This is a genomic window from Lonsdalea quercina (assembly GCF_900107885.1).
In the GTDB taxonomy this organism is placed as follows: Bacteria; Pseudomonadota; Gammaproteobacteria; order Enterobacterales; family Enterobacteriaceae; genus Lonsdalea; species Lonsdalea quercina.
Window position 1 is genome coordinate 101,957 of sequence record NZ_FNQS01000007.1, and the last position, 25,161, is coordinate 127,117.

Below are 25,161 nucleotides of genomic sequence, written 5' to 3' on the forward strand. Positions count from 1 at the left end.
CGGAGTGACTCATGCTGTTAGCGCATATTTCAGATACGCATTTTCGTCACCAGGGACAAAACCTGTATGGATTCATTGATGTCAACGCGGCCAACGCGGACGTGGTGTCCCAGCTCAATGCACTGAAGGAACGCCCTGACGCGGTGGTCGTCAGCGGCGACATCGTCAACTGCGGCCAAGCGGCGGAATATCGCCTGGCGCGCCAGACGCTGGGGGCGCTGGACTACCCGCTCTATCTCATCCCCGGCAATCATGATGACAAAACCTATTTTCAGGAGTATCTACACGCCATCTGTCCGCAGATCGGCTTCGATCCACAAAATATCCGTTACGCCATCGACGATTACCCGCTGCGCCTGCTGTTTATCGACTCAAGCCAGGCAGGATCGTCTAAAGGATGGCTGACGGAAGAGACGTTGAACTGGCTGGAAGGTCAGCTCCGCCTCGACGACAAGCCCGTCGCTATTTTCATGCACCACCCGCCGCTGGCGCTAGGCTCCGCCCAAATGGATCACATTGCCTGTGAAAACGGGCACCGTCTGTTGGCGCTCATCGAGCGTTTCCCGGCCCTCATCCGTGTTTTCTGCGGCCATAATCACTGCATGATCTTCACCCAATATCGTCAGGCGATTATCGCAACCATTCCCGGGACCGTGCATCAGGTGCCTTATCACCATAAAGACGCGCGCCCTTATTACGATATGTCCCCCGCCGCCTGTCTGATGCACCGCCTGGTGGATAATCAGCTGGTGAGCTACCTGCATCCGCTGTCGCATTATCCCGGACCGTGGCTGTATAACGCGGCCATTAGCTGCCCGCTGGACGACGCGTGATGAGCCAGATACGACTACAGAATCTCGGCAAACGCTTCGAGGGCAAATCGGCGCTGACGTCGGTCTCGTTAGAGATCGCTTCCGGCGAGTTTCTGGTGCTGGTTGGCCCCTCCGGCTGCGGGAAGAGCACGCTCCTGCGGCTGTTGGCCGGTCTGGAAAGCCCCAGCGAGGGCCAGATTTGGCTTGAAGGAGAAGATGTCACGGCCACGTCGCCGCGCGAGCGCAATTTCGCCATGATTTTCCAGAACTACGCGCTATTTCCGCACTTAACGGTCAGGGACAACATCACTTTCGGCATGCGGATACGGCGGGAACCCAAAGCGACACGTCAGGCGCGACTGGAAGACGCGGTCCGCTTGCTACAGCTGGAAGCCCTGCTGGACCGGAAGCCGGGCCGACTGTCGGGCGGGCAACGTCAGCGGCTGGCCATGGCGCGCGCTATCGTACGCAACCCACGTCTGTTTCTGATGGATGAGCCGCTGTCGAATCTGGATGCGCGCCTGCGCACCGATGTTCGAGACGGCATCATGGCGTTGCACCGCCAGTTAAAGACCACCACGGTCTATGTCACCCATGATCAGATCGAAGCGATGACGATGGCCGATCGTATTGCGGTGATGGATCGCGGAGAGTTGCAACAGATCGGCACTCCGGAGCAGCTCTACGCGTATCCGGCTAACGTGTTTGTCGCGGGGTTTATCGGCTCCCCCGCCATGAATCTGGTCCGGCTTTCCTGTCGCAACGGCAGCGTCATGCTCGATGAAGACACGCTAATGCTCCCCACGCAGGCCACTCACATTCCCGAGATCGTTTTCGGCGTGCGGCCAGAACACCTCATCGATCAGCCCGAGCCGGGCGTACATACATTTCAGTTGGCTGGACGCGTCACGCAGCGAGAGCTGCTCGGTGGTGAGTACTTGCTACACGTAGAGACCGCCATCGGCATGCTCCGCTACTGCCGTAGAAATCGGGGCGACGTTCCCGATCGCGGCGATCCTGTACGTCTTGGCATCGAGTCCACGGATATTCATCTATTTGATGCGGCTACCGGTCATAACCTATTTCAGGAGATCCCTCATGCGTAGTATCAAACTGCTGGCGTTCGGACTGGCGATGTCATTCGCCGGCGGCGCGCTAGCCAAACAAAATATCGACTTCATGTTTCCGGCGCCGGTCGACGGCAAACTGACGATGGAGATGACTCGCGTCATCCGAGACTTTAACCAGTCACAGCAGGAGGTTGAGGTGCGCGGCATTTTCACCGGCAACTATGACACCACCAAAATCAAAGCGGAGGCGGCGGCCAAGGCCGGACAGCCGCCCGCGCTGGTCATCATGTCAGCCAACTTCACGACCGATCTGGCGCTGAAACAGGAAATCTTGCCCATGGACGAGCTGTTCAAATTTGGCGATCAAAAAGCCTCGGCATTCCTGCACAGCGAGTTCTGGCCCGCTATGCATCAAAACGCGCAGGTGATGGGTGTCACCTACGCCATTCCGTTCCATAACTCGACGCCGATCCTGTATTACAACAAAACCCTGTTCGACCAGGCCGGTATCAAACAGCCGCCGCAGACCTGGCGGGAGATGCGGGAGATCGCGCAGAAACTGACAGACCAGAGCAAAGGACAGTGGGGGATCATGCTGCCCTCCACCAACGACGATTATGGTGCCTGGCTACTCTCGGCGCTGACGCGCGCCAACGGCGGTCAGTACTTCAATCCAGACTACCCCGGCGAGGTTTACTACAATGCGCCCTCGACGATAGGTGCGCTGCGTTTCTGGCAGAACCTGATTTATCGCGACAAGGTGATGCCGTCCGGCGTGCTCAATTCCAAACAGATCGGTGCGGCATTTTTTTCCGGCAAATTGGGGATGGCGATGCTGAGCACCGGCGCGCTCGGCTTCATGCGGGAAAACAGTCAGAATTTCGAACTGGGCGTGGCGATGTTGCCGGCGCGCCTACAGCGCGCGGTGCCGATCGGCGGCGGTAGCCTGGTCAGTTTCAAAGGCATCTCGGAAGCGCAGAAAAAGGCAGCTTACCAGTTCCTGACCTATCTGGTCAGTCCGCAGGTCAACGGCAGTTGGAGCCGTTTTACCGGCTACTTCTCGCCGCGAAAAGCCGCCTATGAGACGCCGGAGATGAAGGCCTATCTGGCAGCCGATCCGCGCGCCGAAACGGCATTGCAGCAGTTGAGCTATGCCCACCCGTGGTACGCCACTTACGAAACGGTGGCGGTACGTAAAGCGATGGAAAACCAGCTGGCGGCCGTAGTGAACAGTGAAAAGGTGACGCCGCAGGAGGCCGCCAATGCCGCCCAGCGCGAAGCGGACAGCTTGATGAAGCCCTATGTGGACCAAACGGCATTAGAGGACGTGAGGTAAGCCTTTGGCGGCCAGGGAGTGGCTGCCTGGCCCCCCCGTGACCGTCGGCAGGCCGCGGGCGGGCAATCTCAGCGCACGCGGTCGCCCGCGCCTTTACCCACCACCGTAAGCAGCAGATAGCGAAAATAGCGTTTCACCGTCAGGGTCTGAATCATGCGCTGATCCCATTCCGCCAACTTCTGCGGCGTAGACATGTCGATGGCATTGATCTGCGCCAACCCGGTAATGCCCGGCAGAACGTCAAATACGCCACGAGACTGACGTTCCTCAATCAGTTCCCGCTGGTTGAACAGACAGGGGCGCGGCCCCACCAGACTCATTTCGCCCCGAACCACATTGATTAATTGCGGTAGCTCGTCCAGCTTGGTTTTACGCAAAAAAGCGCCCAGCGGGGTCACCGCATGGCGGTTGGCCAAATGCGTCGCCACCGACTCGGTCGCGACCGCCATGGTGCGGAATTTAATCAGTTTGAAAGGCCGTTGGTGACGCCCTACCCGCTGCTGAATGAACACCGGCGAGCCGGTATCGAACAGCCCGATGAGATAAATAACCCCCATCACGGGCCATAAACAAAAGAGTCCAATCAACGCGAGCGTGATATCTAAAAAACGATACATCATGTGTATTACACCTTGATCTTTATCGGTTAAATCAGGCGTTGCCCGTCAGGTCGCGCTCAGCCTGATAGGCGCTGGCGGTCAGCGCAAGCGCCTGAGGATAAGCCACAACGGGCCGCCACGCCAGACGATCGCAGGTGTGAGAAATATCGATCTGCAGCGACCCCAATAATCTTTCCGCGACGGGCGCTTTGCCCAGCGCCTTCGCCGCCCATAACAGACAGCGCGGCGGCATCGGCCAAATTCGACTGGCGACGCCCAACGCCGTCGCCATATCAGTGAGCAGCTCAGCGGTAGACACATCGTGATCGTCTGAGACCAGAAAGGTTTCGCCCGGGGCCTGCGGATGATGGGCGCATAGCAAGATAAGGTCCGCCAGATTATCGACAAAAACCAGGCTGCGTTTGTTCTTTACGGCCGCCAGCGGCAAGGGTAACCCTTTGCGGATCCAATTCATCATCGTACGGAAGTTAGCTTTTACGCCAGGCCCATAAACCAACGGCGGGCGAATCACCGTGACTTGAAGCCCGGTCTCACGCGCAATCCGCCACAGGCCCTGCTCAGCTTCATATTTACTCAGGCCGTAAGGATCTTGCGGAGGCTGCGTGACGTCAGGTGTGAAAGGATGATCGGGTGGGCTTACTTCTCCGTTGACCTTGATGGAGCTGAGAAACACGAAACGCTTCACCCCGGCCTCCGCCGCCTGGCGAGCCAGCGTTAACGTCCCGGCCACGTTGGTCTCGCGGTATAGCGACAGCGAATCGCGCTGCGCGTCCTGCATCTGGTGTACGCGAGCCGCACAGTGAATGACGGTATCGATACCATCAAGCGCCTCACGCCAGTTCGCATTGGCCGACAGATTTTTGTAGACGACGCCTTCCTGATTTGCAGCGCCCTGCTTCTCACTGCGATGGGACAGGCACGATATTCCCTGAGCTTGAGCCAGTTCAACGACGCGGCGCCCAATAAACCCAGTACTTCCTGTCACTAATAGTTTCAAAATGAATTACCTTTCCAAAGCCGACACTCGTAAGATAGCGGACGCCATCGTATACATATTAACCTCACACTATGAGGGGATATACTTCCCGCTAGCTAATAAAAAAAGGGGTGTCTACAATGGTTGTGGATAGTAACAACAAAACCCAATTTCATCATCTGACATCCAGGCTTTAGATGTTTAACCCCATTCATGCATTGCTTAACGCGCCAAGAAAAAACAAACGTATCGTTACCGTTCTGTATGATGTTGCCGCGATTATCTTTTCGCTCTATCTGGCGGTTGCCTTTCGTCTGGGCACTTACACCTTCCATGTTGGCCTTTCGGAAATAGCCAGCCTGTTGGTGACGTTGGTGATCACCATCGCCGTGTTTATTCGATGCGGGATGTACCGCGCCGTACTGCGCTACATGATGCTGCCAGCCTTGGGCAACGTGTTCTTCGCTGTCATCTTGTCGACTTTGACGCTTGCCCTGAGCAGCTTTTTCTTTCAGTCTTTCGTGCCGCGCAGCGTCCCCTTTATCTATGCGGGGTTAGCGATCCTGAGCCTGGGTAGTCCACGTGTTTTTATTCGCAGCTTCTACTATCACTATTACAAACGCCAAAAGCCTAACGTCTTTATCTACGGGGCCGGGGCTACTGGTCGCGATCTTGCCTATGCTTTAACGCAAGGCGACGAGTTCCATCCCGTCGTGATCCTGGATGATGATGTACGTAAAGCAGGCCAGATTATCTGCGGTATTCGCGTCCACCACAGCGGCGAATTCGATACGCTGCAAAAGCTGTATCAACCCGTCAAATTGCTCTTGGCCATCAACAACATCAAGAAAGGCCTTCGACTCAGGCTGTTGGAAAAATTGTCTCACTGGCCTATTGAAGTCCAGTCAGTGCCCTCCATGGAAGATATTGTCGCGGGACGCGCTCACGCGACAGAAGTCAGAGACCTGGAGGTAGCAGACCTTTTAGGGCGCGCGCCGGTCGACCCCGACCAAGCGCTGCTGACGAAAAACATCTTTCAGAAATCTGTGATGGTCACCGGAGCTGGCGGCTCCATCGGCGCTGAACTTTGCCGCCAAATTATTGCCCTGAAACCCAGCACGCTGGTGCTGTTTGAACTGAACGAATACAACCTCTATACCATCGATCAGGAGTTACAAAGCATCAAACAGCGGCTGGGACTCGAAACTCGGGTTGTCACCACTCTGGGTTCCGTTCAAAAACAGAACCGTCTGCTCAAAGTGATGCGCGATAACCACGTCGACACGGTATACCATGCGGCGGCATACAAACACGTACCGTTGGTTGAAGACAATGTTATCGAAGGCATTCGCAATAACGTTTTCGGAACACTCGCCTGTGCTGAAGCCGCCATCGAGGCGAACGTAAACAGCTTCACCCTCATTTCTACTGATAAAGCCGTACGTCCCACTAATATCATGGGGGCCAGTAAACGGCTGGCAGAGTTGGTCTTGCAAGCGCAGGCCGACAGGCAGGGACAAACCGTGTTCACCATGGTGCGTTTTGGCAACGTATTGGGATCTTCCGGTTCCGTTGTCCCATTATTTAAAAAACAAATTCGCCAGGGCGGACCGGTCACCGTTACCCACCCGGATATCATTCGCTACTTCATGCTGATCCCCGAAGCCGCCCAGCTGGTGATTCAGGCCGGCGCCATGGGCAACAACGGCCAGGTCTTCGTTCTGGATATGGGTGAACCAGTGAAAATTCTCGATCTCGCCCGTCGGATGATTCATTTGATGGGGATGAAAGAATATGTTGAAGGCTCTGGTGAGGAAGGCGATATCGCCATTAAGTTCACCGGTCTGCGCCCAGGAGAGAAACTCTATGAGGAGCTTTTGATCAGCGAAAATGTGGAAGGGACTTCTCACCCTAAAATCATGACGGCGCTAGAGGAAAAGTTAAGCTGGAAAGAGATGGAGGACTTGCTAAAAGAGTTAGATGAAGCCTGTCACCGTTTCAATGTCGAAGGCATTAAGAAAATTTTATTGGAAGCGCCAACAGGATATGTGGTGAATGCACTATAAAATATTTGGATGGTAATATTTAACCCCGCAGCGTTTGGGGCTAATTTCAGAGAAAATAAGATTATTTCTATTCATCTATTGGCGGTCGGAAACCGTTCTATTCTCCATCATCTCTTGGTAAAGCTCTATGTAACTTTGCGTCATTTTCTCGGAAGTGAACAAATGATTGAAGCGTGCAAGCGCTTTTTCGCCATAATCTTTTGCTAATAAAGGATTTTCCCAAAGAGTAGTCATTGCCAATTTGAGCGCGCCGGAATCTTCTGGAGGAACGACGATTCCGGTTTCCCCATCGACGTTAATATACGTTGTGCCTGTACCAATCTCGCACGAAATAAGAGGCTTGGCATACATAGCGCCTTCAAGCAACGTGATACCAAATGCTTCAGAACGAAGGTGAGAAGGGAATACCACGCCACAACAGAGTTGTAGTAGTGCAATTTTATCTTCTTCTGAAAGTAACCCGAGAAAATGTGTATTTTTCAATCTTAAATCTTCGGCTTGCTTTCTAAGTTCCGATTCCAATGAGCCAACTCCAACGATGGCTAATGGATAGTCTACGCCTTCCATTGCATTCAAAAGGACATCCAGTCCTTTGTAATATCGGAAAGCACCGACAAAAAGGAAGAAACGTTCACCGAGTCGTCCGCGCCAATAATCTAATCTTTCAGCACCGACGGATTGATAAAGGTTTCTATCCAGTCCATAAGGTATGACTTTCACCTTAGATGAAAATTTTTGCAAGGTAGAGCTTGAAGCCAAATAGTTAGGAGAGGATGCAACGATATAATCGACAGAACTTAAAAACTTATTCATTAATGGCGAGTAGATTTTTAGGGCGAACTTTTGTTTCACGATATCAGAATGATAACTCACAATACTGGGTTTTCTGACACCTGAAATAAAATGCAAAATATCCATAAATGGATAAGGGAAATGATAATGAATAATATCAGCCTGCTCTGCTAATTTTTTGAATTTTTTTATAGCGTTGAAAGAAAATGGCGTAGATGCCAGCTCAAAACTTGTTTTTGAATAATAGGATGAATGAGATCCAACTACTCCACCATCAATATTACCCCGTGGACTTAACGTTAGCGTTGTCACAGAAATATCACGACGACTAACTGTTTCACTCAATTGAAATATGACCTGTTCTACTCCTCCGAATGTATCCGGATAATAGGTTTTATAAAAGTGCAAAACTTTCAACATATAAAATCTCAAATTTTCTGGTAAGCGCGAATCGTCTCTTGAGCGCAACGTTGCCATGAAAACAGCGCAGCGCGTGCTAAACCATCTGCTTTAGCCTGATTGCGCCACATATCATCTTCGATACTTTTTTGAATCAACTCAGTTAGCGATTCCGTATCCAGAGGATCACACATCAACGCACAATCACCGACAACTTCAGGGAGAGATGAACTATTTGAGCATATGACAGGCACGCCAGATGCCATAGCCTCCAGGACAGGTAAACCGAATCCCTCATAAAGAGAAGGAAAGATAAAACTATGCGCACCTGCAAATAAGTAGGGAAGATCAGCAGACTTCATATAGCCTAAATAGTGCAACCATCCTGCACGTTGTCCCTTCTCGAAACGGTGATGTAAAGCATCACTGCTCCAGCCCTTAAAACCACAGATAACTAATGGATATCTCTGTCGCAGCGCTAATGGCAGTCGTTCATAAGCATCAAGAAGTGTTTCAATATTTTTACGGGGCTCGATAGAGCCAGTAAATAAGCAATAATTGCCCGCACTGAGTCCATACTCTGCAATCACTGTTGTGATAGCTTGAAACTCGCGTGGGTAAAAGTCCCCACTGCTTGCTAAATGCGCAGAATAAACTCTGTCCAAAGGGAAATTGAAATAATCCGCGAGCTCTCTACGCGTAAAATCCGAATCAGTGATCAGAATATCTGCTCGTTTGATCGTTAAGAGTAATTCTTTTTGCATAAATCTAATACGAGCTTTCGGATGGCATTGAGGCCAAGTAAAGATGGAAAGATCGTGAAATGTCGCCACACTTGGACCTACTTTGGGAGGCAAGTAAAAGTTAGGGCTATGGTAAATAGCATCACGATGTTTTTTTAATGTTTGCGACTTCAGTGAGGGTACAGTATGACGATAAATCTCTGAAATCAATCTACTTTTAAGCAATATTCTACGTAGACTGAACCCTGATGATATTGTTTCTTTAGCAACAGGAATGTTGTTAGATAATGTCCTTCCTCGAAGAAACAAAAGCTCAGAGATCTCTGAGCTTTTTTCTAAACAAGCCGCTAACTCGTAAGCATAACGACCAATTCCAGTTAAAGGGTACCTAATAGAATCTGTACCGAATATGACTTTCATTTATTCGCTTTCCAGCATCCAACGAAGAGTTTCTTCAAGGGCAGGCGTATCCCATGTACCAATGATTGAACGTAACTTTGTTGCATCTCCACAAAGTGTCTTAACTTCATTTGCCCTAACAAAGGCAGGATTGACTGAAATTGTTAAAGTGTGACCAGTTATTTTTTCGCACAGATGTATGACATCACGGATCGAGTATACCTTTCCTGAACAAACATTAACCGTTTCTCCTACGGGCTTGATCTTCAATAACCCTAAATAGGCACGGCACAGCGCCCGCACATCTGTAAAATCTCGCCAAACGTCAATATTTCCTAGCTCTAAAGTGGAAGCTCTTTGTTTAAAATGCTTAACGATTTTCGGCAAGAGAAAATTATCCGCCTGACCCACGCCGGTATAGTTAAATGGGCGAGCGATAATAATAGGTAATTTATCCCCCCATAAACTTGCCATATATTCCATGGCTAATTTACTGACAGCGTAGTCATTGGCTGGATTAACTCGCGTATTCTCACTGAGCGTCCCTTCAGTGCTATTGCCATAGACGTTAGCACTACTGGCAAGCAGTACTGCATCTAATTGACGGCCCGACGAATGCAAAGCCTGGAGCAAATTTCGCGTTCCCAACAGGTTAACGTTATAAAAGGCATTAACGTCCCCATGACCCACAAATGCAATAGCAGCAAGATGCACTACCACATCAGGCGCGATCTCGTCGACGGCTTTGGTTAAAGCATCAAGATCAAGCAAATCCACCTGATGGTAATCGGCTTCTTCCGATGGCATGGAACCCATCCCGAATACCCGGAATCCGGCAGCGGATAACTCCGCTGCCATATACTGGCCAGTGAACCCATTGATCCCGGTAATCAGGGCACGTTTGCCAGTAGCCAACATCAGAAAGAAAACCCTTGCTGATTACGGCGCAGATCTTCCTCAACCATCATCTGGCATAACTCTTCCAGAGACGTTTTTGGCTCCCAGCCTAACACTTCTTTTGCGCGCTCTGGGTTACCAATCAATAGCTCAACTTCTGCAGGACGGAAATATTTAGGATTAACCCGAACCAGTGTCTTGCCGGTGGCAACATCCACACCGATCTCGTTTTCGTCCTTACCTTCAAAGCGCAAGGTATAACCCGCCGCTTTGAACGCCATTTCAACGAAATCACGCACTGTTTCGGTACGATTAGTTGCAAGAACAAATGTATCCGGCTTGTCGGCTTGCAGCATACGCCACATACCTTCGACATACTCTTTGGCAAAGCCCCAATCGCGTTTAGCATCCATATTGCCAAGTTCTAAGACATCCAGTTTGCCTAGTTTGATTTTGGCCACAGAGTCAGTGATTTTACGCGTCACGAACTCACGTCCTCTCAACGGGGATTCGTGATTGAACAGAATCCCGCTAGACGCAAAAATATCGTAACTTTCGCGGTAGTTAATCGTCATCCAGTGTGCATACAACTTGGCAACACCATAAGGGCTACGAGGGTAGAAAGGCGTGTCCTCTTTTTGAGGAATAGCCTGAACCTTGCCAAACATTTCGGAAGTTGAGGCCTGATAGAATCGAATCTTCGGATTAACAATACGGATTGCTTCAAGCAGGTTAACCGGGCCAATCCCTGTGATTTCGGCTGTCGTCAGTGGCTGTTCAAACGAAACACCGACAAAACTTTGGGCTGCCAAGTTATAAACCTCTGTCGCCTGGGTTTGCTGCAGTAGACGAATGCTGGCAGAAAGGTCGGTCAGGTCATATTCGACCAGATGCAAGTTAGGATTTTTATCGATTCCCAGCTCTTCAATACGCCAGAAGTTGACTGAACTGGTGCGACGGTAAGTTCCGTATACTACATAGCCTTTATCCAACAACAGCTCAGCAAGATAAGCGCCGTCTTGGCCAGTGATGCCGGTAATTACTGCAGTTTTCATACTCAATCCTATATATTAAAAATTATTTTAATTTAGCAATGGGAAGTTGTTCCAGCAATTGTAGAGTACTTTCTTTCCACGTAAGCCAAGGAATAGCCTTCGACTGAATCGTCGTGCCGTTCTCATCCATCTTCATCCATTTTTGTATCGCCACAACAACATCTTCCGGTTCATCACCTCGGAAATAAAGGGCGTTTTCGGCAGCCACTTCTCTTAACACCGGAATGTCTCGACAAATGATCGGCAAACCGTTCTGAGCAGCTTCGATAACAGGTAATCCGAAGCCCTCAGCCAGTGACGCCACAATCAGTGCCTGCGCATTAGCATAAATTTCGCTCAAGAATTCATCACTAATCCCATTCAACCAAAAGAGTTTTTCGTTGAACTGCTGATGACTCGTTATTTTATTAATTAGAGCGTCAATGTCCCACCCTTTTTTACCGACAATGACAAGATTACAGTCAACGCCAAGTTCCCAAAGCTTGTCAAAAGCGGCAATGACCTGGGCATGACCTTTTCGGGGCTCGATAGTACTCACCATCAGAAAGGTCGTTCTCTTCCTAATCTTTGACAAAATTTCGTCAGAATCGGCTGGCAGTCCCATCGAAGGAAGGCTGGAGGAAAGATCCGCGCCTAAATGGAAATGTTTGATTTCGAGATAGGGATTGATAGTGTATTCATTAGCATGCTCAGATAGCCATTGTTTGACTTCATGAGCCACGCTTTTTGAAATGCAGACTAACCCATCTGTATGACCCGCTAACGATTCTAGCCACACGGGAAAAGCGGCTTGTATTCCTTCCGAACACCATTGAGGATTCAACAACGGGATAATATCGTAGACGACATAATAAACACGAGCTCCGGCTTTCCGTGCATCTTCCAACTGCCTGGCAAGAAATGGAAACAAATGAGCCGTAAGATCCAAACCTAAGAGAATATCATCCTTGGCAAATAAAACTGGGACGTCTCCTTCCTCATGGTTAATACCAAATTTCTCTGCAACAAAGGTATTCGCATAGCGAAATACACCACCGTAAGTGCAGTAAACCGGCCTGATACGATACCCGGGAATATCAAGCTGCAGTAGGTTCGACAATACACTACGTACCACTCGTTGAATGCCCGTAGCTGCATCCACCTCAACCAGAACGGATATATCGACCAAAAGCTCTTTTTGATGACGTTGATAACAGTTTCTGGCAATAGCCCAGGCAACACCCAATCGATCTACCTCATTCAATTCTTCATCTGTAAGATCATGAATACGGGCTAATGCCCGCTGGTATGCGCTTTCGGGAGTGATTGGCTGACGGTCTATTTGATTCTGAGAAAGGCTCTTTTCAAAAGCCTTCAGCGCTGTCTGCGCCGTTTTATCCCATGAGAACTCTTTCGCCTGACGCAATGCATTTTCGCGAAGCGCCTGATAGAACTCGCTATCCGTCAAAGCACGAGTCATCAGATGGGTCATATCGTCAACATCTCGAGGATCGAACATAGACTCCGACCATCCCATCACTTCGGGGAGACTGCTTGTGTTAGATGCAATGGTGGCGGCACCGCAGCTCATGGCTTCAAGGGGCGGTAAACCAAACCCTTCGTGAATGGAAGGGAAAACAAACAACTTACAAGTATTATAAAGCCCAACAAGATCGTCATCAGGAATAAACCCAGTAAAGACAATATGATGCTCAGGAAGACCGTATTTCGCAGCTATTCCCAGCAAATGTTCTTTGTCATGAGGTTTGATCTGACACGCGAGCAGAAGCACATATTTTTCTTTTAGCTCTGCAGGTAAAGCCGCATAAGCTTGGATCAGGGCCTCTATATTTTTTCGAGACTCGACGATACCAATCGTCATAATATATTCTGAAGGAATATGGTATTTATGCCAGAGTGCCCTTTTACTCTTATCAGAAACATCTATGACCTTAAAATTCGAGCTTGAAGCAGACGAAATATTCGTTACTTTTCCATGTTCAACCTGAGTATGGGCTTTAACCTCACTTGCGGCTGACTCAGAAATAGCTAACAAACCGTCTGCTTTTGGCAATTCGGCCAATAACCCCATATAAAAATTTTTATAATCGGGTGAGGTTAAATATCTCTCCGGGTACAAAAATGGGATGAGATCGTAAATAACAGTAAAATGACGGACTGCACTTGGGCTATCGGGATATGATACTATATAATCACCATGATATCCCTCAGTAAACCCCATATTACACACAACATCTGGGTTAATATTAGCGATAGCTAACTCTCGGCATATCTCCGCCGCTTTAACCCTTCCCTTATTGCCATAATTGATTTGAGCCGTTGGCCCATAAGCTGAAAAAGTATAAATATCTTTATCGGGTACTAAACCTAAAAATTCCTTTTTCACTGCATTAGTTAGATCATTAGAATAAAGACCACTTAATAACAGGCTAACTTTATGTCCGGAGGCATTATTTATAATAGATTTTGCTAGCATTAGGGAATAGCGACCAATCCCTCGTAACCTACTCTCTGTCTGGCAACTTTGTAGGTCAATAAGAATATGCACGTTTATTTCTCCATCAAAATTTATTTTTTTATTTTTTGGTAGATCTCATTCACTTCAGGAGGGAGATCGTCTCGAACTTCCAGTTGATGTTCCAAATGTGAATGCTGCTGTATAATATCTTGTTGGCTTGCTCTATGTGCTGGGTTTAGTCGTTGGTAAACTTTCAACGCATTGGGATATTGACCAGTCTTATGCATAAGATTAATAACAAATATTTTCATTCTGGGATGCGTTCGAAGAAATGAAAATGCTTTATTTAACACTCTGTTAACCAAATGCTTGCTGCGTTGAATCACTCCAAATTTGCTTAGCAGATGGATCTGTAATCCAATATAACGATAACCTGCTGTCATGCGCCAAGATCGGCTAGAAAGTATAGCCTGAGTTTGCTGTTGTAAGATCGTATTCTCTTCTGTCAACTTATTAATTTTTATCTCGGCTTCTCGCAGTAAAGCATTTTCAGCTGCCATCTTTTCTAATTGCTGTTCGATCCTTTGCAATTCGCACCGCTGAAGCTCAATGTTTTCTGATGTCAACCTTTGGACCTCTTCCTCGATTCGACGTAATTCACACTGCTGTAACTCTAAATTTTTTGAGGTTAAATTATTAATACGGGTCTCTATTTGCTGTAATTCGGCATTTTCCGAGGTGAGATTATCAACCGTTTTCTCAGTCAGATGTAATCGTTGCTCTAACTCTTCTTTTGCCTGCTCCAACGAGGATATTAATTGCTCATTTAAACTCGTAATTTGTTCTGGCACACTTTGTTTTAACAAAACAAGTTTATTCTTTAACTCATCACGATAAACGTCCAACTGCTGATTACTGTGTTCAAGTGCACTACTGAACCTATGATCCAGGTGCGTTACTGCATTGATTAGGTTATTAAGCTTAGACTCAACCTCCTTCAGTTTTTCTTGCTCGAATACCATCATTTGTTCTTGAGCAGTAATCCAGCGCTCAGAGCCAGAAGCCAATTCATCAAAGTCTGATAGATTCTCTTTATCATGAAACAATTTATTTAGCAGATCGAAACTCCACTCAGCTTGAGGCACTTTCCAAAATGCATAAAGCCAGTTGGCATACAGTCTTGGAAGCTTAAACGGACTAATCATTACAGGGCGAATAAAAGCAGTGCGAGCTTGTTCGGGAAGAAATATTTCATTCACTAAGATAAAAAACGACTGAAATATGTCACCTGGCCATGCACAATCTTTTTTTGCATTCGATATGGAACCATAATCAATTAGATTTACCTGTTGGTCATCTGAGATCATGATATTCCAACTTCTTACATCATCATGATACAAACCAATATTTTCTAATGCAACCAGCTGTTTTAATATTTGGATAAAGAAAGATTCAAAATCGATACTTTCTTTGTTTTTTAAGCGTTCCATCAATAAATTGCCTGGTAAACGCTCCATAACTAACCAACTTTCAGTCTCATTTTCATCACTGAGAAATAATTTCGGTGTTCTCATGTTGGGCAGTGAGGAACAGCTTAGGAATTCAGCTTCAGCTTTCAACTCTGCGGCGTTACGTTTACCCTCGATCTCTGTGAGTTGGCCATTAACAGATCTATGCTGAAATATTTTACATACATATTCATCTGAAAAATAATAACGACGACTGCCTTTATGAATGTTGCGGTCGGCCGAATAGGGGTTGTCGTACCATTGCAAAAAAGGTTGGCAAAAATCGCCCAATGCAACATAACTATTGCTAACAAAATACATTGGACGCGATATATCAGACAAATGAGTAGGAAAACTAGCGACCTGATGATAGAAGTGGCACTGTTCTATGAGTTCCCTGGGATCATCCGGTTGAGCTTCTCCCCAGTATAAAGGCTCTTCCTTTACTGCGAGCTCAAGAACCATTAATTTAACATTATCGGCCAGCTTAAACAGCCATTCTTTAACTTGTGGAATACCATGTTGATAAACGATATGGTGGAATACACTCAGTCCGATAACAAAATCGTACTCATCTGGATTTAGACTCTGGATCGTGTCTTCAATTCTTCCGATAGTAAAATTCACATTTAAATTTGAATTTTCTTGCGCTAATGCTTGGCATACATCAATATTTTCCTGTAAAAAGTCAATGCCAGTTACAGTCGCACCACGACTTGCTAAATTAAGACTAAAAAATCCCTGAGCGCAGCCAAGATCTAGTACACGCAAAGGGCGATCAAGTGTCTTCGCTAATGCATCATACTGCTTATTAATAATCATCAAACGTTCATTGCAATCGCGCGACGCTTCCTGGTTCCATTCAGCATGACCATAAATCGGTTGATAAACCTCTGGCAATGCCGATACAAGATCTTGCAAAGTCATACTCATAATACCTTTAATTACAACTTTCAAATTTAGATTTCAAATCGACAACACCCCAAAATTCCATGCCTTTATGTACATGAAGAATGATCGAGTCGTATCGGCGATCCAGAGGAATCATTTCTGATTGGGCGCTTCCCGAAGAAATACCGAAAGAGAGCAAATAGTCTCCTTGGTTTAAATTGAGGGGGAAGCTAAATTTGAAAATATGCATATCTCCTTGACGTACACTCATATTACTTCGGCCTTCAGATGCCAGAAATGAGTTTGTACCGTACAAGAATATGCCATCTAGTGTTTTAATTAGTATTCCAGGAACGACATTTTCGAAGTCGTTTTCAAATATTACTTTAAAGTAAAACTCAGTGAACTTATTACTTTCAATACTACTGGGGTAATGGGTTCCATCGACCAAAATATCATAGTCAATTATTTTTGCTCCCCCTTGCCCCCAACGATATTCTTCCGGACGATACCCCGGATGCGTACAAAACACATCCTCACTATTGCTTAATAGCAAATCGCTACCTGCTGAGGTTTGTTTATCTTGTGTTTCTGCTAACAACGATTTTTCAGATTTACCAAAAAGTTCATCGAGATACCGATTCGTCACATCGCGAGCCGTCCCGTCCATCTCCACAGAACCGTTTTTGAGAAATATTGCTCTGTCACAATGTTTTACTATGTCGCCCGCACTATGGGAAACCAAAAGTAAAGTGGTACCTTGTTTTTTAAATTCGGCAATTCTCGCATAACATTTAGCCTGAAAGCGCGTATCTCCTACGGAAAGCGCCTCATCGACAATCAAGATGTCCGGACGCGACGCTGTCGCAACAGCAAATGCTAACCGCATTTGCATACCGCTGGAGTAAATACGCACAGGCTGTTCGATATAGTCACCGATATCCGCAAACCTTTCGATATCAGGCATCAATTTCGTTATTTCTTCACGGCTTAATCCCATCATTAAGCCCGCCATGTAAACATTTTGGCGCCCCGTGAAATCAGGGTGAAACCCCATACCTAACTCAAGAAGCGCGGCGATGCGCCCGTGGACTTTTATTTCACCTTCCGTGGGCTTAGTGGTACCCGTTAATAACTTTAATAGAGTACTTTTCCCTGCGCCATTAACCCCAACAATACCGACTGACTCGCCTTTATTGATAGTAAAGTTGATGTCTTTTAATACCCATTTTTTCGTGTGTTTTACTGATGAGTCAGGAAGAAGCTTTTCCAGTAAACGAAGCCACTTGGAAGAATAATATTTATAACACTTACCAAGTTGGTTAACTGAGATACATGTCATTACAATTCATCCACAATATCAGCCGAGTGTTTTTTGAACATCTTCCACCCAAGTACGAATAAAACAATAGCAATCAAAGTTACCGGCCAAAGCGAATTCCAATCAGGCGCACGGTGGTAGAGCATCACACTCTGGTAGCCTTCAATCAGATTGGCCATCGGATTATATTTCAATGCATCGCGAGCCCATTCAGGGATGGTTGAGCTAACATAGACTATTGGCGTAAACCAAAACCAAAACTGCAGCAATATACTGACGAACTGACCAATATCCCGAACGAAAACATTCATAACGCCCAGAAAAACACCCAAACCTACGGAGAACAACATTTGTATAATTAGTAGAGGGATAATGCTAAAGAAAATCCACCCAGGAAAGTTTCCAGAGAAAACCAAAAATAATAAAAAGAGCGAAAATATGATCAAGAAGTTGATAAATGCGGAGCTAGCGACAATGATAGGAAGACATATTCTCGGGAAGCTCAGCTTTTTCAATATATTGGCATTAGCAATAAAAACATTCACTAATCCATTCAATGTCTCTGAAAACAGTCCCCACGTTAACACACCTGAGCAGAGATAAATGCTATAAGCGTAGGGTCCTGACATATCAGACATCCGCGCACGCATCAGCTCAGAAAATATTAATGTATAAACAGCGATCATCGCTATTGGTTGAAAAATCAGCCATAGCGCCCCAAGAAAACTACTTTGATAACGGGACTGAAAGTCACGTTTGATACTATCAAGAATAAAGCCGCGATAACGAGATATCGCCTTTAGAAGACCGAGTAACATGAATTATTCACCACCCAGAATATCGAGAATTTCATGTGTCTTTCGGTGCATCACAGAAGAGTCCTGCTTAGATTCAACGTTTAAACGCACAACAGGTTCTGTATTTGAAGTTCGCAGGTTAAAACGCCACTCAGGGTATTCAATGCTAATACCATCAGTGAGATCGATATTTTTAGCATCGGGTTCATAGATGGCACGAATTTTCTCAATCTTGCGTGTTGCATTTTCCAGCTTACGATTAATTTCCCCTGAAGCCGGATAGGCAAGTAAGCGATCTCCAACCAGTTGGCTCAGCGTTTTACCTTTAACCGCCACCAGCTCAGCCACCAGCAGCCACGGGATCATGCCGCTATCGCAGTAAGCGAAATCACGGAAATAGTGATGGGCGCTCATTTCTCCGCCGTAAATAGCATCTTCTTTACGCATACGTTCTTTAATGAAGGCATGCCCGGTCTTAGACATCACCGGAACCCCCCCGGCTTTGGTCACCACATCAATGGTGTTCCAGGTCAAACGCGGGTCATGAATGATCTTGGCACCCGGCTGCTTCTGCAAGAAAGCCTCAGCCAAGAGGCCAACGATGTAATACCCTTCGATAAACTCGGCATGCTCATCAAACAGGAAGCAACGGTCGAAGTCGCCATCAAAGGCGATGCCCATGTCTGCGCCATACTCACGTACGGCATCAGCCGTATCTTTACGGCACTCAGGCAGCAACGGGTTAGGGATACCATTGGGAAATGTGCCGTCAGCCTCATGATGAACCTTGATAAATTCTACCGGCGCGCCTGCCTGCTGGAAGCGCTTTTCAATCTCATCAACCACATGTCCCGCAGCCCCATTGCCTGAGTTGATCACCAGTTTCATCGGGCGCTTGAAGTTGGACAGGTTCACATACCCCATCAGGTGATCGACATACTCTTTCAACATCGAGATCTGCTTGTAGCTACCTCGTTTAGATTCATCGACCGGACCAAAGTTATTCTCTTCCGCCAATCGTTGAACGTCACGCAGGCCGGTATCGCCGCTAATCGGCTTCGCATTTTCACGCACCAGCTTCATACCGTTATAGTTCATTGGATTGTGGCTAGCAGTGACTTCAATACCGCCATCAATACCTAAATAAAAAGTAGCAAAGTAGATCTCTTCAGTACCGCTCATACCAATATCCAGTACGTCCGTACCCGCATCCCGCAAGCCTCGCGCCAGCGCCTGCTTCAGCGTTTCACTGGTTAGACGGACATCGCCGCCCACGGCAATGGTTTTCGGTTTTAAAAACTCACCATAGGCTCTGCCGATACGATACGCGATATCTTCATTCAGCTCAGGGCCTAATTCACCGCGAATATCGTAGGCTTTGAAACATGTTAATGCTGACATAAATCCCTTCTAAATGTTTCAGTTACTGGTTATTGGCTACATCAATAAAGTCGTCGTCACCCAGGTACGAACCGGATTGGATCTCAAGGAGTTCCAGCGGAATTTTACCTGGGTTTTCAAGCGTATGTTGTGACCCAATAGGAATAAAGGTCGACTGATTTTCCGTTAATAGCAGTGTCTTATCCTGAATAGTGACCTTCGCCGTCCCTGAAAGGATGACCCAGTGTTCCGTACGATGATAATGCATCTGTAGCGGGAAGGATTCGCCGGGCTTCACGGTGATACGGTTAACATTGAACCTGTCACTTTGCACAACCAGATCGCAACGTCCCCAAGGCCAATAAGTTTCGCGGTGGCGGCGATATTCGCTGCGGCTGTTCGCCTTCAGGAATTCAACGACGCGTTTGACGTCCTGCACTTCATTTTTATTGGCAACCAATACGGCATCTTTGGTGTTGACGATGACCAGGTTGTCTACGCCAATGGCCGCCACCAGCTGGTCGTCGGTATTGATGTAGCAATCTTGAGTGTTATGCAGGAAGGTATCTCCTTGAAGAGAATTGCCCTGCTCGTCTTTTTCATTAACTTCCCACAGGGCAGACCAAGAACCGACATCGCTCCAACCCGCGTCTAAGGGAATAACCACGGCGTCATCGGTCTTCTCCATGACTGCATAATCCACGGACTCATCCGCACAGTTCATGAAGCACTCTTTGTTGATTTTGATGAAATCGCTCTGTTTATCGATGCACGAAATCGCTGACTGGCAGACTTCCAGAATATCAGGGCGGAATTTCTCCAATTCCTGTAAATAGCGCTTGGCTCGGAACATGAACATACCGCTGTTCCAGTAATATTCACCGCAACGCAAATAAGCTTCCGCAGTTTCAAGGTCGGGTTTCTCCACGAAACGCTGCACACGGAAGGGCGCGTTTTCCGCGCCCGACAGCTGTTCGCCACGGTGAATATAGCCATAGCCCGTCTCTGGACCGGTAGGAATGATGCCGAAGGTGACCAGGCTTCCGTCTTTAGCATGCGGAATCGCATTTTCGACGGCCGTGTGAAACGCAGCCTCGTTTTCCATAATGTGGTCTGCGGCCAGAACCAGCAGGATAGGATCGTCGCCCGAAGAGACGGCATTCAACGCCGCCAATGCAATCGCTGGCGCCGTATTACGTCCTACGGGTTCCAGGATAATGTTGCTGGAGAGCTTGTTGACTTGTCGCAGCTGTTCTGCAACCAAGAATCGGTGTTCTTCGTTGCAGATAACCATTGGATCGCGCGTAGGAATACCATCGAGACGATTTACCGTCTCCTGCAGCATGGAGTTTTTCCCATGCAGGCAAATGAATTGTTTGGGATAAAGTTCACGAGAAAGTGGCCATAAACGGCTTCCGGTTCCACCGGCCATAATCACTGGAAGTAGCATTTTGCGTTGTAACCTTTTATATATCTTTGAATAATTTATATAATTTTATACAGAAAATAATTAAACAAGCTTTCCATTTGACCAACCTGTCTCTGCGAAAATCCTACCCCTTTGCTCTGAGCTTTGAGTTAACTTCCTGCTCAAGGTAGAAAGATTGCACGAACAAGCATAGTCACTACTCCCCAAGACCGACAACGTCGAAAGACATTATTGAACCCTGTTTTATCAATGAATACACGTTTATAGCTTAATCTCTCAACACAGGACACAAACAGTGCGATCTGAAGAGAGATTAAGGCTTGTTGGTGCTATATCCAGGCAAATATTTCACATTGAACCAGCGATATAGAAACAACCTACATATAAAAATTACAACAGAACGTTTTCCTGGAGCGTCTTTGCCTGTTTATCTTTTGCCGACAGCACGACGTTGCCATTCTGGATTGGCCATTGGATGCCGATAGCGCTGTCGTTCCACAAGATGGAATGTTCAGCGGCAGGATTGTAGTAATCGGTGCATTTATAGACGAACTCCGCTTCATCGCTGGTCACATAAAACCCGTGTGCGAACCCTTCAGGGACCCAGAGCTGGCGTTTGTTTTCAGCGGAAAGGAAAGTGCCGACCCATTGGCCGAACGTTGGCGAACCTTTACGAATATCAACCGCAACATCAAAGACTTCCCCTAATACCACGCGAACCAGCTTACCCTGAGTGTTTTCCGTCTGGTAATGCAATCCGCGCAGGATGCCCTGACGCGATTTAGAATGGTTGTCCTGCACAAACGAGCAAGGCCGCTTGGCGACCAGCTCTTCGAATTTTTTCTGCTGCCACGTCTCCATGAAGAATCCGCGCTCGTCACCAAATACCGCGGGCTCAATAATTTTCACATCAGGTATAGCCGTATCGATTATTTTCATAAGATCACTTATACGCTTGAATATTGTTGAGGGCGGATTGCCAGTCGCTGGGAGCGATACCAAACTGTCGTTGGATCTTCTGGCAATTAAGTCGAGAGTTGGCCGGTCTTTTGGCGCGGGTGGGATAGTCGGAGGTCGAAATAGAGGTCAATGTCGGCAGAGACGCCAGTAATGCCGTCTTGCCCGCCAGCTCGAAAATAGCCTGCGCAAACTCATACCAGCTGACATACGGCATACCGGAGAAATGATATACGCCCCACTCCGGCGTGTTGCCGGCTTCGATAAATTCCACCATCCGGATCAACGCCGCGGCAATATCGCCGGCGTAGGTGGGACCACCCACTTGATCGCCGACGATGCTGAGCGCATCGCGTGTTTCGCCCAAACGCAGCATTGTCTTGACGAAATTATTGCCGTATTCGCCGAACACCCAGGCGGTACGCAGGATCAAATAGCGGTCGGCCGATTCTGCAACCGCATACTCACCGGCGAGCTTGCTTTTACCATAGATCCCTTGCGGTCCTACGGGCATCTCCTCACTGTAGATCAGGTCGCTTTCACCGTCGAAAACATAATCGGTGGAGATATGCAGCATGACGGCACCGACCCCTTTCGCGGCCTCGGCCAGATAGGCCGGACCGTCGCGGTTGATGGTATAGGACGGCGCGATTTCATCTTCGGCCTTATCCACCGCCGTATGTGCTGCGGCGTTGATAATATAGTCCGGTTGAAACTGTTCCACTTTCCGCATCACGGCGTAATGGTCAGTGATATCCAATTCATCACGGTCGACGGCTAGCAGCTCAGCCTTCCCCTCCAGCTGAGCGACCAGGCTATGACCTACCTGTCCCCGACTGCCGGTAATCAAAATTTTCATTCTCGCTCCTGAATGTCCGGTCAGTTAAGTAGGTTCATGAGGTAGCGACCGTACTGATTTTTCATCATCGGATCCGCCAACGTCGCCAGCTGTTGATTGGAAAGCCAACCGTTGCGCCAGGCGATCTCTTCCAGACAGGCGACCTGTAGGCCCTGCACATTTTCGATGGTCTGCACAAAGGAAGAAGCGTCGTGCAAACTCTCATGCGTCCCCGTATCCAGCCAGGCGAAGCCGCGCCCGAACAGCTCGACATTTAGCGAATCATCCTCAAGATACATCTGGTTGATAGAGGTAATTTCCAGCTCGCCGCGATGAGACGGCTTCACCTGCTTGGCGAACTCCACCACGCGGTTGTCGTAGAAGTAGAGTCCGGTAATGGCATAGTTGGATTTGGGCTTGGTCGGTTTTTCTTCGATGGAGACGGCTTTCATATTCTTGTCAAACTCCACCACGCCGAAGCGTTCGGGGTCTTTCACCTGATAGCCGAACACGGTCGCGCCGTGCTCTTTGGCGGCGGCATTCGCCAACATGCGGCTGAAAGACTGACCGTAAAAGATATTGTCGCCCAGCACCAAAGCGCAGCGATCGTTTCCGATAAAGGATTCGCCGATGATAAACGCCTGCGCCAGGCCATCCGGACTAGGCTGTTCCGCATAGTCGATATTGATGCCGAAATTAGAGCCATCGCCCAACAAACGACGGAAGGCCTCATTATCTTCCGGCGTCGTGATAATCAGGATGTCCCGAATGCCAGCCAGCATCAGCGTGGAGAGCGGATAGTAGATCATCGGCTTGTTATAGACCGGTAGCAGTTGCTTCGACACGCCGCGCGTCAGGGGGTACAGACGCGTGCCGGACCCGCCGGCCAGAATAATGCCTTTCATGATGTCTCTCCCATACCCAGGCGCTCACGCGCATAGGAGCCATCCTGAACGCGGCTCCACCATTCCCGGTGAGTCAAATACCACTCCACGGTTTTACGAATCCCGGAATCGAACGTTTCCTGCGGTTTCCAGCCCAGCTCGCGGGCGATTTTACTGGCGTCGATGGCGTAGCGAACGTCATGGCCAGGACGATCTTTCACATAGGTGATCAGGTCCTGGTACTGGTTGACCCCATCGGGCTTTTTCGGCACCCGCTCTTCCAACAAGGCGCAGATGGTCTTCACGACGTCGATATTGGCTTTCTCGTTATGGCCGCCGATGTTGTAAGTCTCACCCACTTCGCCGGTGGTCACCACGGTATAGAGCGCTCGGGCGTGATCTTCGACGAACAGCCAGTCGCGGATCTGCATGCCGTTGCCATAGACCGGCAGCGGTTTACCCTCCAACGCGTTAAGAATGATCAGAGGGATCAGTTTCTCTGGGAAATGGTAGGGGCCATAATTGTTGGAACAGTTGGTGACGATCGTGGGTAGACCGTAGGTCCGCTGCCAGGCGCGCACCAGATGATCGCTGGACGCTTTCGAGGCGGAATAGGGGCTGCTGGGCGCATAGGATGTCGTTTCGGTAAACAGATCATCCACGCCTTCCAGATCGCCATAGACTTCATCGGTAGAGATATGGTGGAAACGGAAACGTGATTTTTCCGCCTCGTTGAGCGACAGCCAGTAAGCGCGAGTAGCCTCAAGCAGCGTGTACGTCCCGACAATATTCGTCTCGATAAACGCCGCCGGACCGTCGATGGAGCGGTCTACATGCGATTCCGCCGCCAGGTGCATGACCGCATCAGGGCGGTGGCTCTGGAAAATATCGTCCAGCGCGGCGCGATCGCAGATATCCGCTTGAACAAAGGCATAACGCTCGTGGTCTTCAACCTCTGTTAACGATTCCAGATTCCCAGCGTAGGTCAGCTTATCCACATTAACCACGGCATCCGAGGTGTTGCTGATGATGTGGCGAACGACGGCAGAACCGATAAAGCCTGCACCGCCTGTAACCAATATTTTCATAGTAAGAAATCCCAAAAAGAAATGACTAGCCTTAGCGATTGCAAGGCTATGAAGCCGACGATCCCTGAATTTTAGGCACGCTACCGCCCTTAGGCTTTCTCCTAAAAGACATCACTTGCCGCTAGACTGTTTTCTTCCTGGGACTCTTTTTCGCGCCGTCAGGCAAGTCAAAGAGTGGTCGCATTCTACATGCCCTAATACCCAAGGTGTAGTGACTCCTGCAGGAAGACCGCCAAAAACAGTCAATTTTTATCTCCTTCACATTCACTCTTCTGTTGGCAAGAATCGACTCTAACAATGAATTGCAAAGGCAATAAATAAGCATTCTCTGTAATTGCACACGAAAGGAAACTTAACGCGTCTCCGCCCTCTGCATGCTTCCGGCGTGGATGGGACACAATACAGCATAGTGGCTAGGGATAAAGGTTCGCTGAAAAGACAATTA

20 protein-coding genes are annotated in these 25,161 nt (G+C 48.2%); 4 read left to right on the forward strand and 16 right to left on the reverse strand.

Going from position 1 to position 25,161, the window contains the following annotated elements; all coding sequences use genetic code 11:
* Nucleotides 1-11 precede the first annotated feature (11 nt).
* From BLU64_RS11110 to BLU64_RS11120, 3 genes are read left to right on the forward strand one after another with little or no spacing between them, the layout of a single operon-like run.
* Nucleotides 12-833, forward strand: a complete 822-nt coding sequence (locus BLU64_RS11110) for a phosphodiesterase (protein WP_074728731.1) — start codon at nt 12-14, stop codon at nt 831-833.
* Nucleotides 833-1,918, forward strand: coding sequence for an ABC transporter ATP-binding protein (locus tag BLU64_RS11115; RefSeq protein WP_026742163.1), 1,086 nt, complete (start codon nt 833-835; stop codon nt 1,916-1,918). Before BLU64_RS11110 ends, BLU64_RS11115 begins: the two co-directional genes overlap by 1 nt.
* Nucleotides 1,911-3,218 carry an ABC transporter substrate-binding protein gene (locus BLU64_RS11120; RefSeq protein ID WP_074728733.1) on the forward strand — a complete coding sequence of 436 codons (1,308 nt, stop codon included), beginning with the start codon at nt 1,911-1,913 and terminating at the stop codon, nt 3,216-3,218. The genes BLU64_RS11115 and BLU64_RS11120 overlap by 8 nt, the downstream gene beginning before the upstream one ends.
* Before the next feature lie 68 nt (nt 3,219-3,286).
* On the opposite strand, the gene BLU64_RS11125 is transcribed toward BLU64_RS11120, so the two are convergent.
* Together BLU64_RS11125 and BLU64_RS11130 are read right to left on the reverse strand one after the other, a co-directional pair.
* Complete coding sequence (locus tag BLU64_RS11125; RefSeq protein WP_175527816.1) at nt 3,287-3,838, reverse strand: sugar transferase; 552 nt, start codon at nt 3,836-3,838, stop codon at nt 3,287-3,289.
* Nucleotides 3,839-3,869: 31 nt separating this feature from the next.
* Nucleotides 3,870-4,835, reverse strand: a complete 966-nt coding sequence (locus tag BLU64_RS11130) for a UDP-glucose 4-epimerase family protein (protein ID WP_074728735.1) — start codon at nt 4,833-4,835, stop codon at nt 3,870-3,872.
* A 176-nt stretch (nt 4,836-5,011) separates the two neighbouring features.
* Here BLU64_RS11130 and BLU64_RS11135 point away from each other — a divergent pair, with 176 nt between their 5' ends.
* The gene (locus tag BLU64_RS11135) at nt 5,012-6,880 is read left to right on the forward strand and encodes a polysaccharide biosynthesis protein (RefSeq protein WP_026742159.1); all 1,869 of its coding nucleotides are present in this window, start codon (nt 5,012-5,014) and stop codon (nt 6,878-6,880) included.
* 75 nt (nt 6,881-6,955) lie between these two features.
* Here BLU64_RS11135 and BLU64_RS11140 read toward each other — a convergent pair whose 3' ends face one another.
* The 14 genes from BLU64_RS11140 to rfbB all read right to left on the reverse strand — a co-directional run bounded on the left by BLU64_RS11140 (nt 6,956) and on the right by rfbB (nt 24,716).
* Nucleotides 6,956-8,092: a glycosyltransferase family 4 protein gene (locus BLU64_RS11140; RefSeq protein ID WP_175527818.1), complete on the reverse strand. Its 1,137-nt coding sequence runs from the start codon at nt 8,090-8,092 to the stop codon at nt 6,956-6,958.
* Nucleotides 8,093-8,100: 8 nt separating this feature from the next.
* Nucleotides 8,101-9,234, reverse strand: coding sequence for a glycosyltransferase family 4 protein (locus BLU64_RS11145; protein WP_036152598.1), 1,134 nt, complete (start codon nt 9,232-9,234; stop codon nt 8,101-8,103).
* Nucleotides 9,235-10,131 carry a GDP-mannose 4,6-dehydratase gene (locus tag BLU64_RS11150; protein WP_026742157.1) on the reverse strand — a complete coding sequence of 299 codons (897 nt, stop codon included), beginning with the start codon at nt 10,129-10,131 and terminating at the stop codon, nt 9,235-9,237.
* Complete coding sequence (gene gmd / locus BLU64_RS11155; protein WP_026742156.1) at nt 10,131-11,165, reverse strand: GDP-mannose 4,6-dehydratase; 1,035 nt, start codon at nt 11,163-11,165, stop codon at nt 10,131-10,133. Before gmd ends, BLU64_RS11150 begins: the two co-directional genes overlap by 1 nt.
* A 22-nt stretch (nt 11,166-11,187) precedes the next feature.
* Nucleotides 11,188-13,713, reverse strand: coding sequence for a glycosyltransferase family 4 protein (locus tag BLU64_RS11160; protein WP_074728737.1), 2,526 nt, complete (start codon nt 13,711-13,713; stop codon nt 11,188-11,190).
* 20 nt (nt 13,714-13,733) lie between these two features.
* Entirely contained in the window at nt 13,734-16,058 is a 2,325-nt protein-coding gene (locus BLU64_RS11165; protein ID WP_162174219.1) for a methyltransferase domain-containing protein, read from the reverse strand.
* A 13-nt stretch (nt 16,059-16,071) separates the two neighbouring features.
* Nucleotides 16,072-17,364: an ABC transporter ATP-binding protein gene (locus BLU64_RS11170; RefSeq protein ID WP_026742153.1), complete on the reverse strand. Its 1,293-nt coding sequence runs from the start codon at nt 17,362-17,364 to the stop codon at nt 16,072-16,074.
* Nucleotides 17,364-18,161 carry an ABC transporter permease gene (locus BLU64_RS11175; protein ID WP_026742152.1) on the reverse strand — a complete coding sequence of 266 codons (798 nt, stop codon included), beginning with the start codon at nt 18,159-18,161 and terminating at the stop codon, nt 17,364-17,366. The genes BLU64_RS11170 and BLU64_RS11175 overlap by 1 nt, the downstream gene beginning before the upstream one ends.
* 3 nt (nt 18,162-18,164) lie before the next feature.
* Nucleotides 18,165-19,541: a phosphomannomutase CpsG gene (gene cpsG, locus BLU64_RS11180; protein ID WP_026742151.1), complete on the reverse strand. Its 1,377-nt coding sequence runs from the start codon at nt 19,539-19,541 to the stop codon at nt 18,165-18,167.
* 22 nt (nt 19,542-19,563) lie between these two features.
* Entirely contained in the window at nt 19,564-20,970 is a 1,407-nt protein-coding gene (locus BLU64_RS11185; protein ID WP_026742150.1) for a mannose-1-phosphate guanylyltransferase/mannose-6-phosphate isomerase, read from the reverse strand.
* Between the two features lie 369 nt (nt 20,971-21,339).
* Nucleotides 21,340-21,888 (reverse strand): dTDP-4-dehydrorhamnose 3,5-epimerase, encoded by a 549-nt coding sequence (gene rfbC, locus BLU64_RS11190; protein ID WP_026742149.1) that lies wholly within the window; start codon nt 21,886-21,888, stop codon nt 21,340-21,342.
* Between the two features lie 4 nt (nt 21,889-21,892).
* Nucleotides 21,893-22,765: a dTDP-4-dehydrorhamnose reductase gene (gene rfbD / locus BLU64_RS11195; protein ID WP_026742148.1), complete on the reverse strand. Its 873-nt coding sequence runs from the start codon at nt 22,763-22,765 to the stop codon at nt 21,893-21,895.
* Between the two features lie 20 nt (nt 22,766-22,785).
* On the reverse strand, nt 22,786-23,649 hold the full coding sequence (gene rfbA, locus BLU64_RS11200) for a glucose-1-phosphate thymidylyltransferase RfbA (protein ID WP_026742147.1): 864 nt from the start codon (nt 23,647-23,649) through the stop codon (nt 22,786-22,788).
* Entirely contained in the window at nt 23,646-24,716 is a 1,071-nt protein-coding gene (rfbB, locus tag BLU64_RS11205) for a dTDP-glucose 4,6-dehydratase (protein ID WP_026742146.1), read from the reverse strand. The genes rfbA and rfbB overlap by 4 nt, the downstream gene beginning before the upstream one ends.
* Nucleotides 24,717-25,161: the final 445 nt, after the last annotated feature.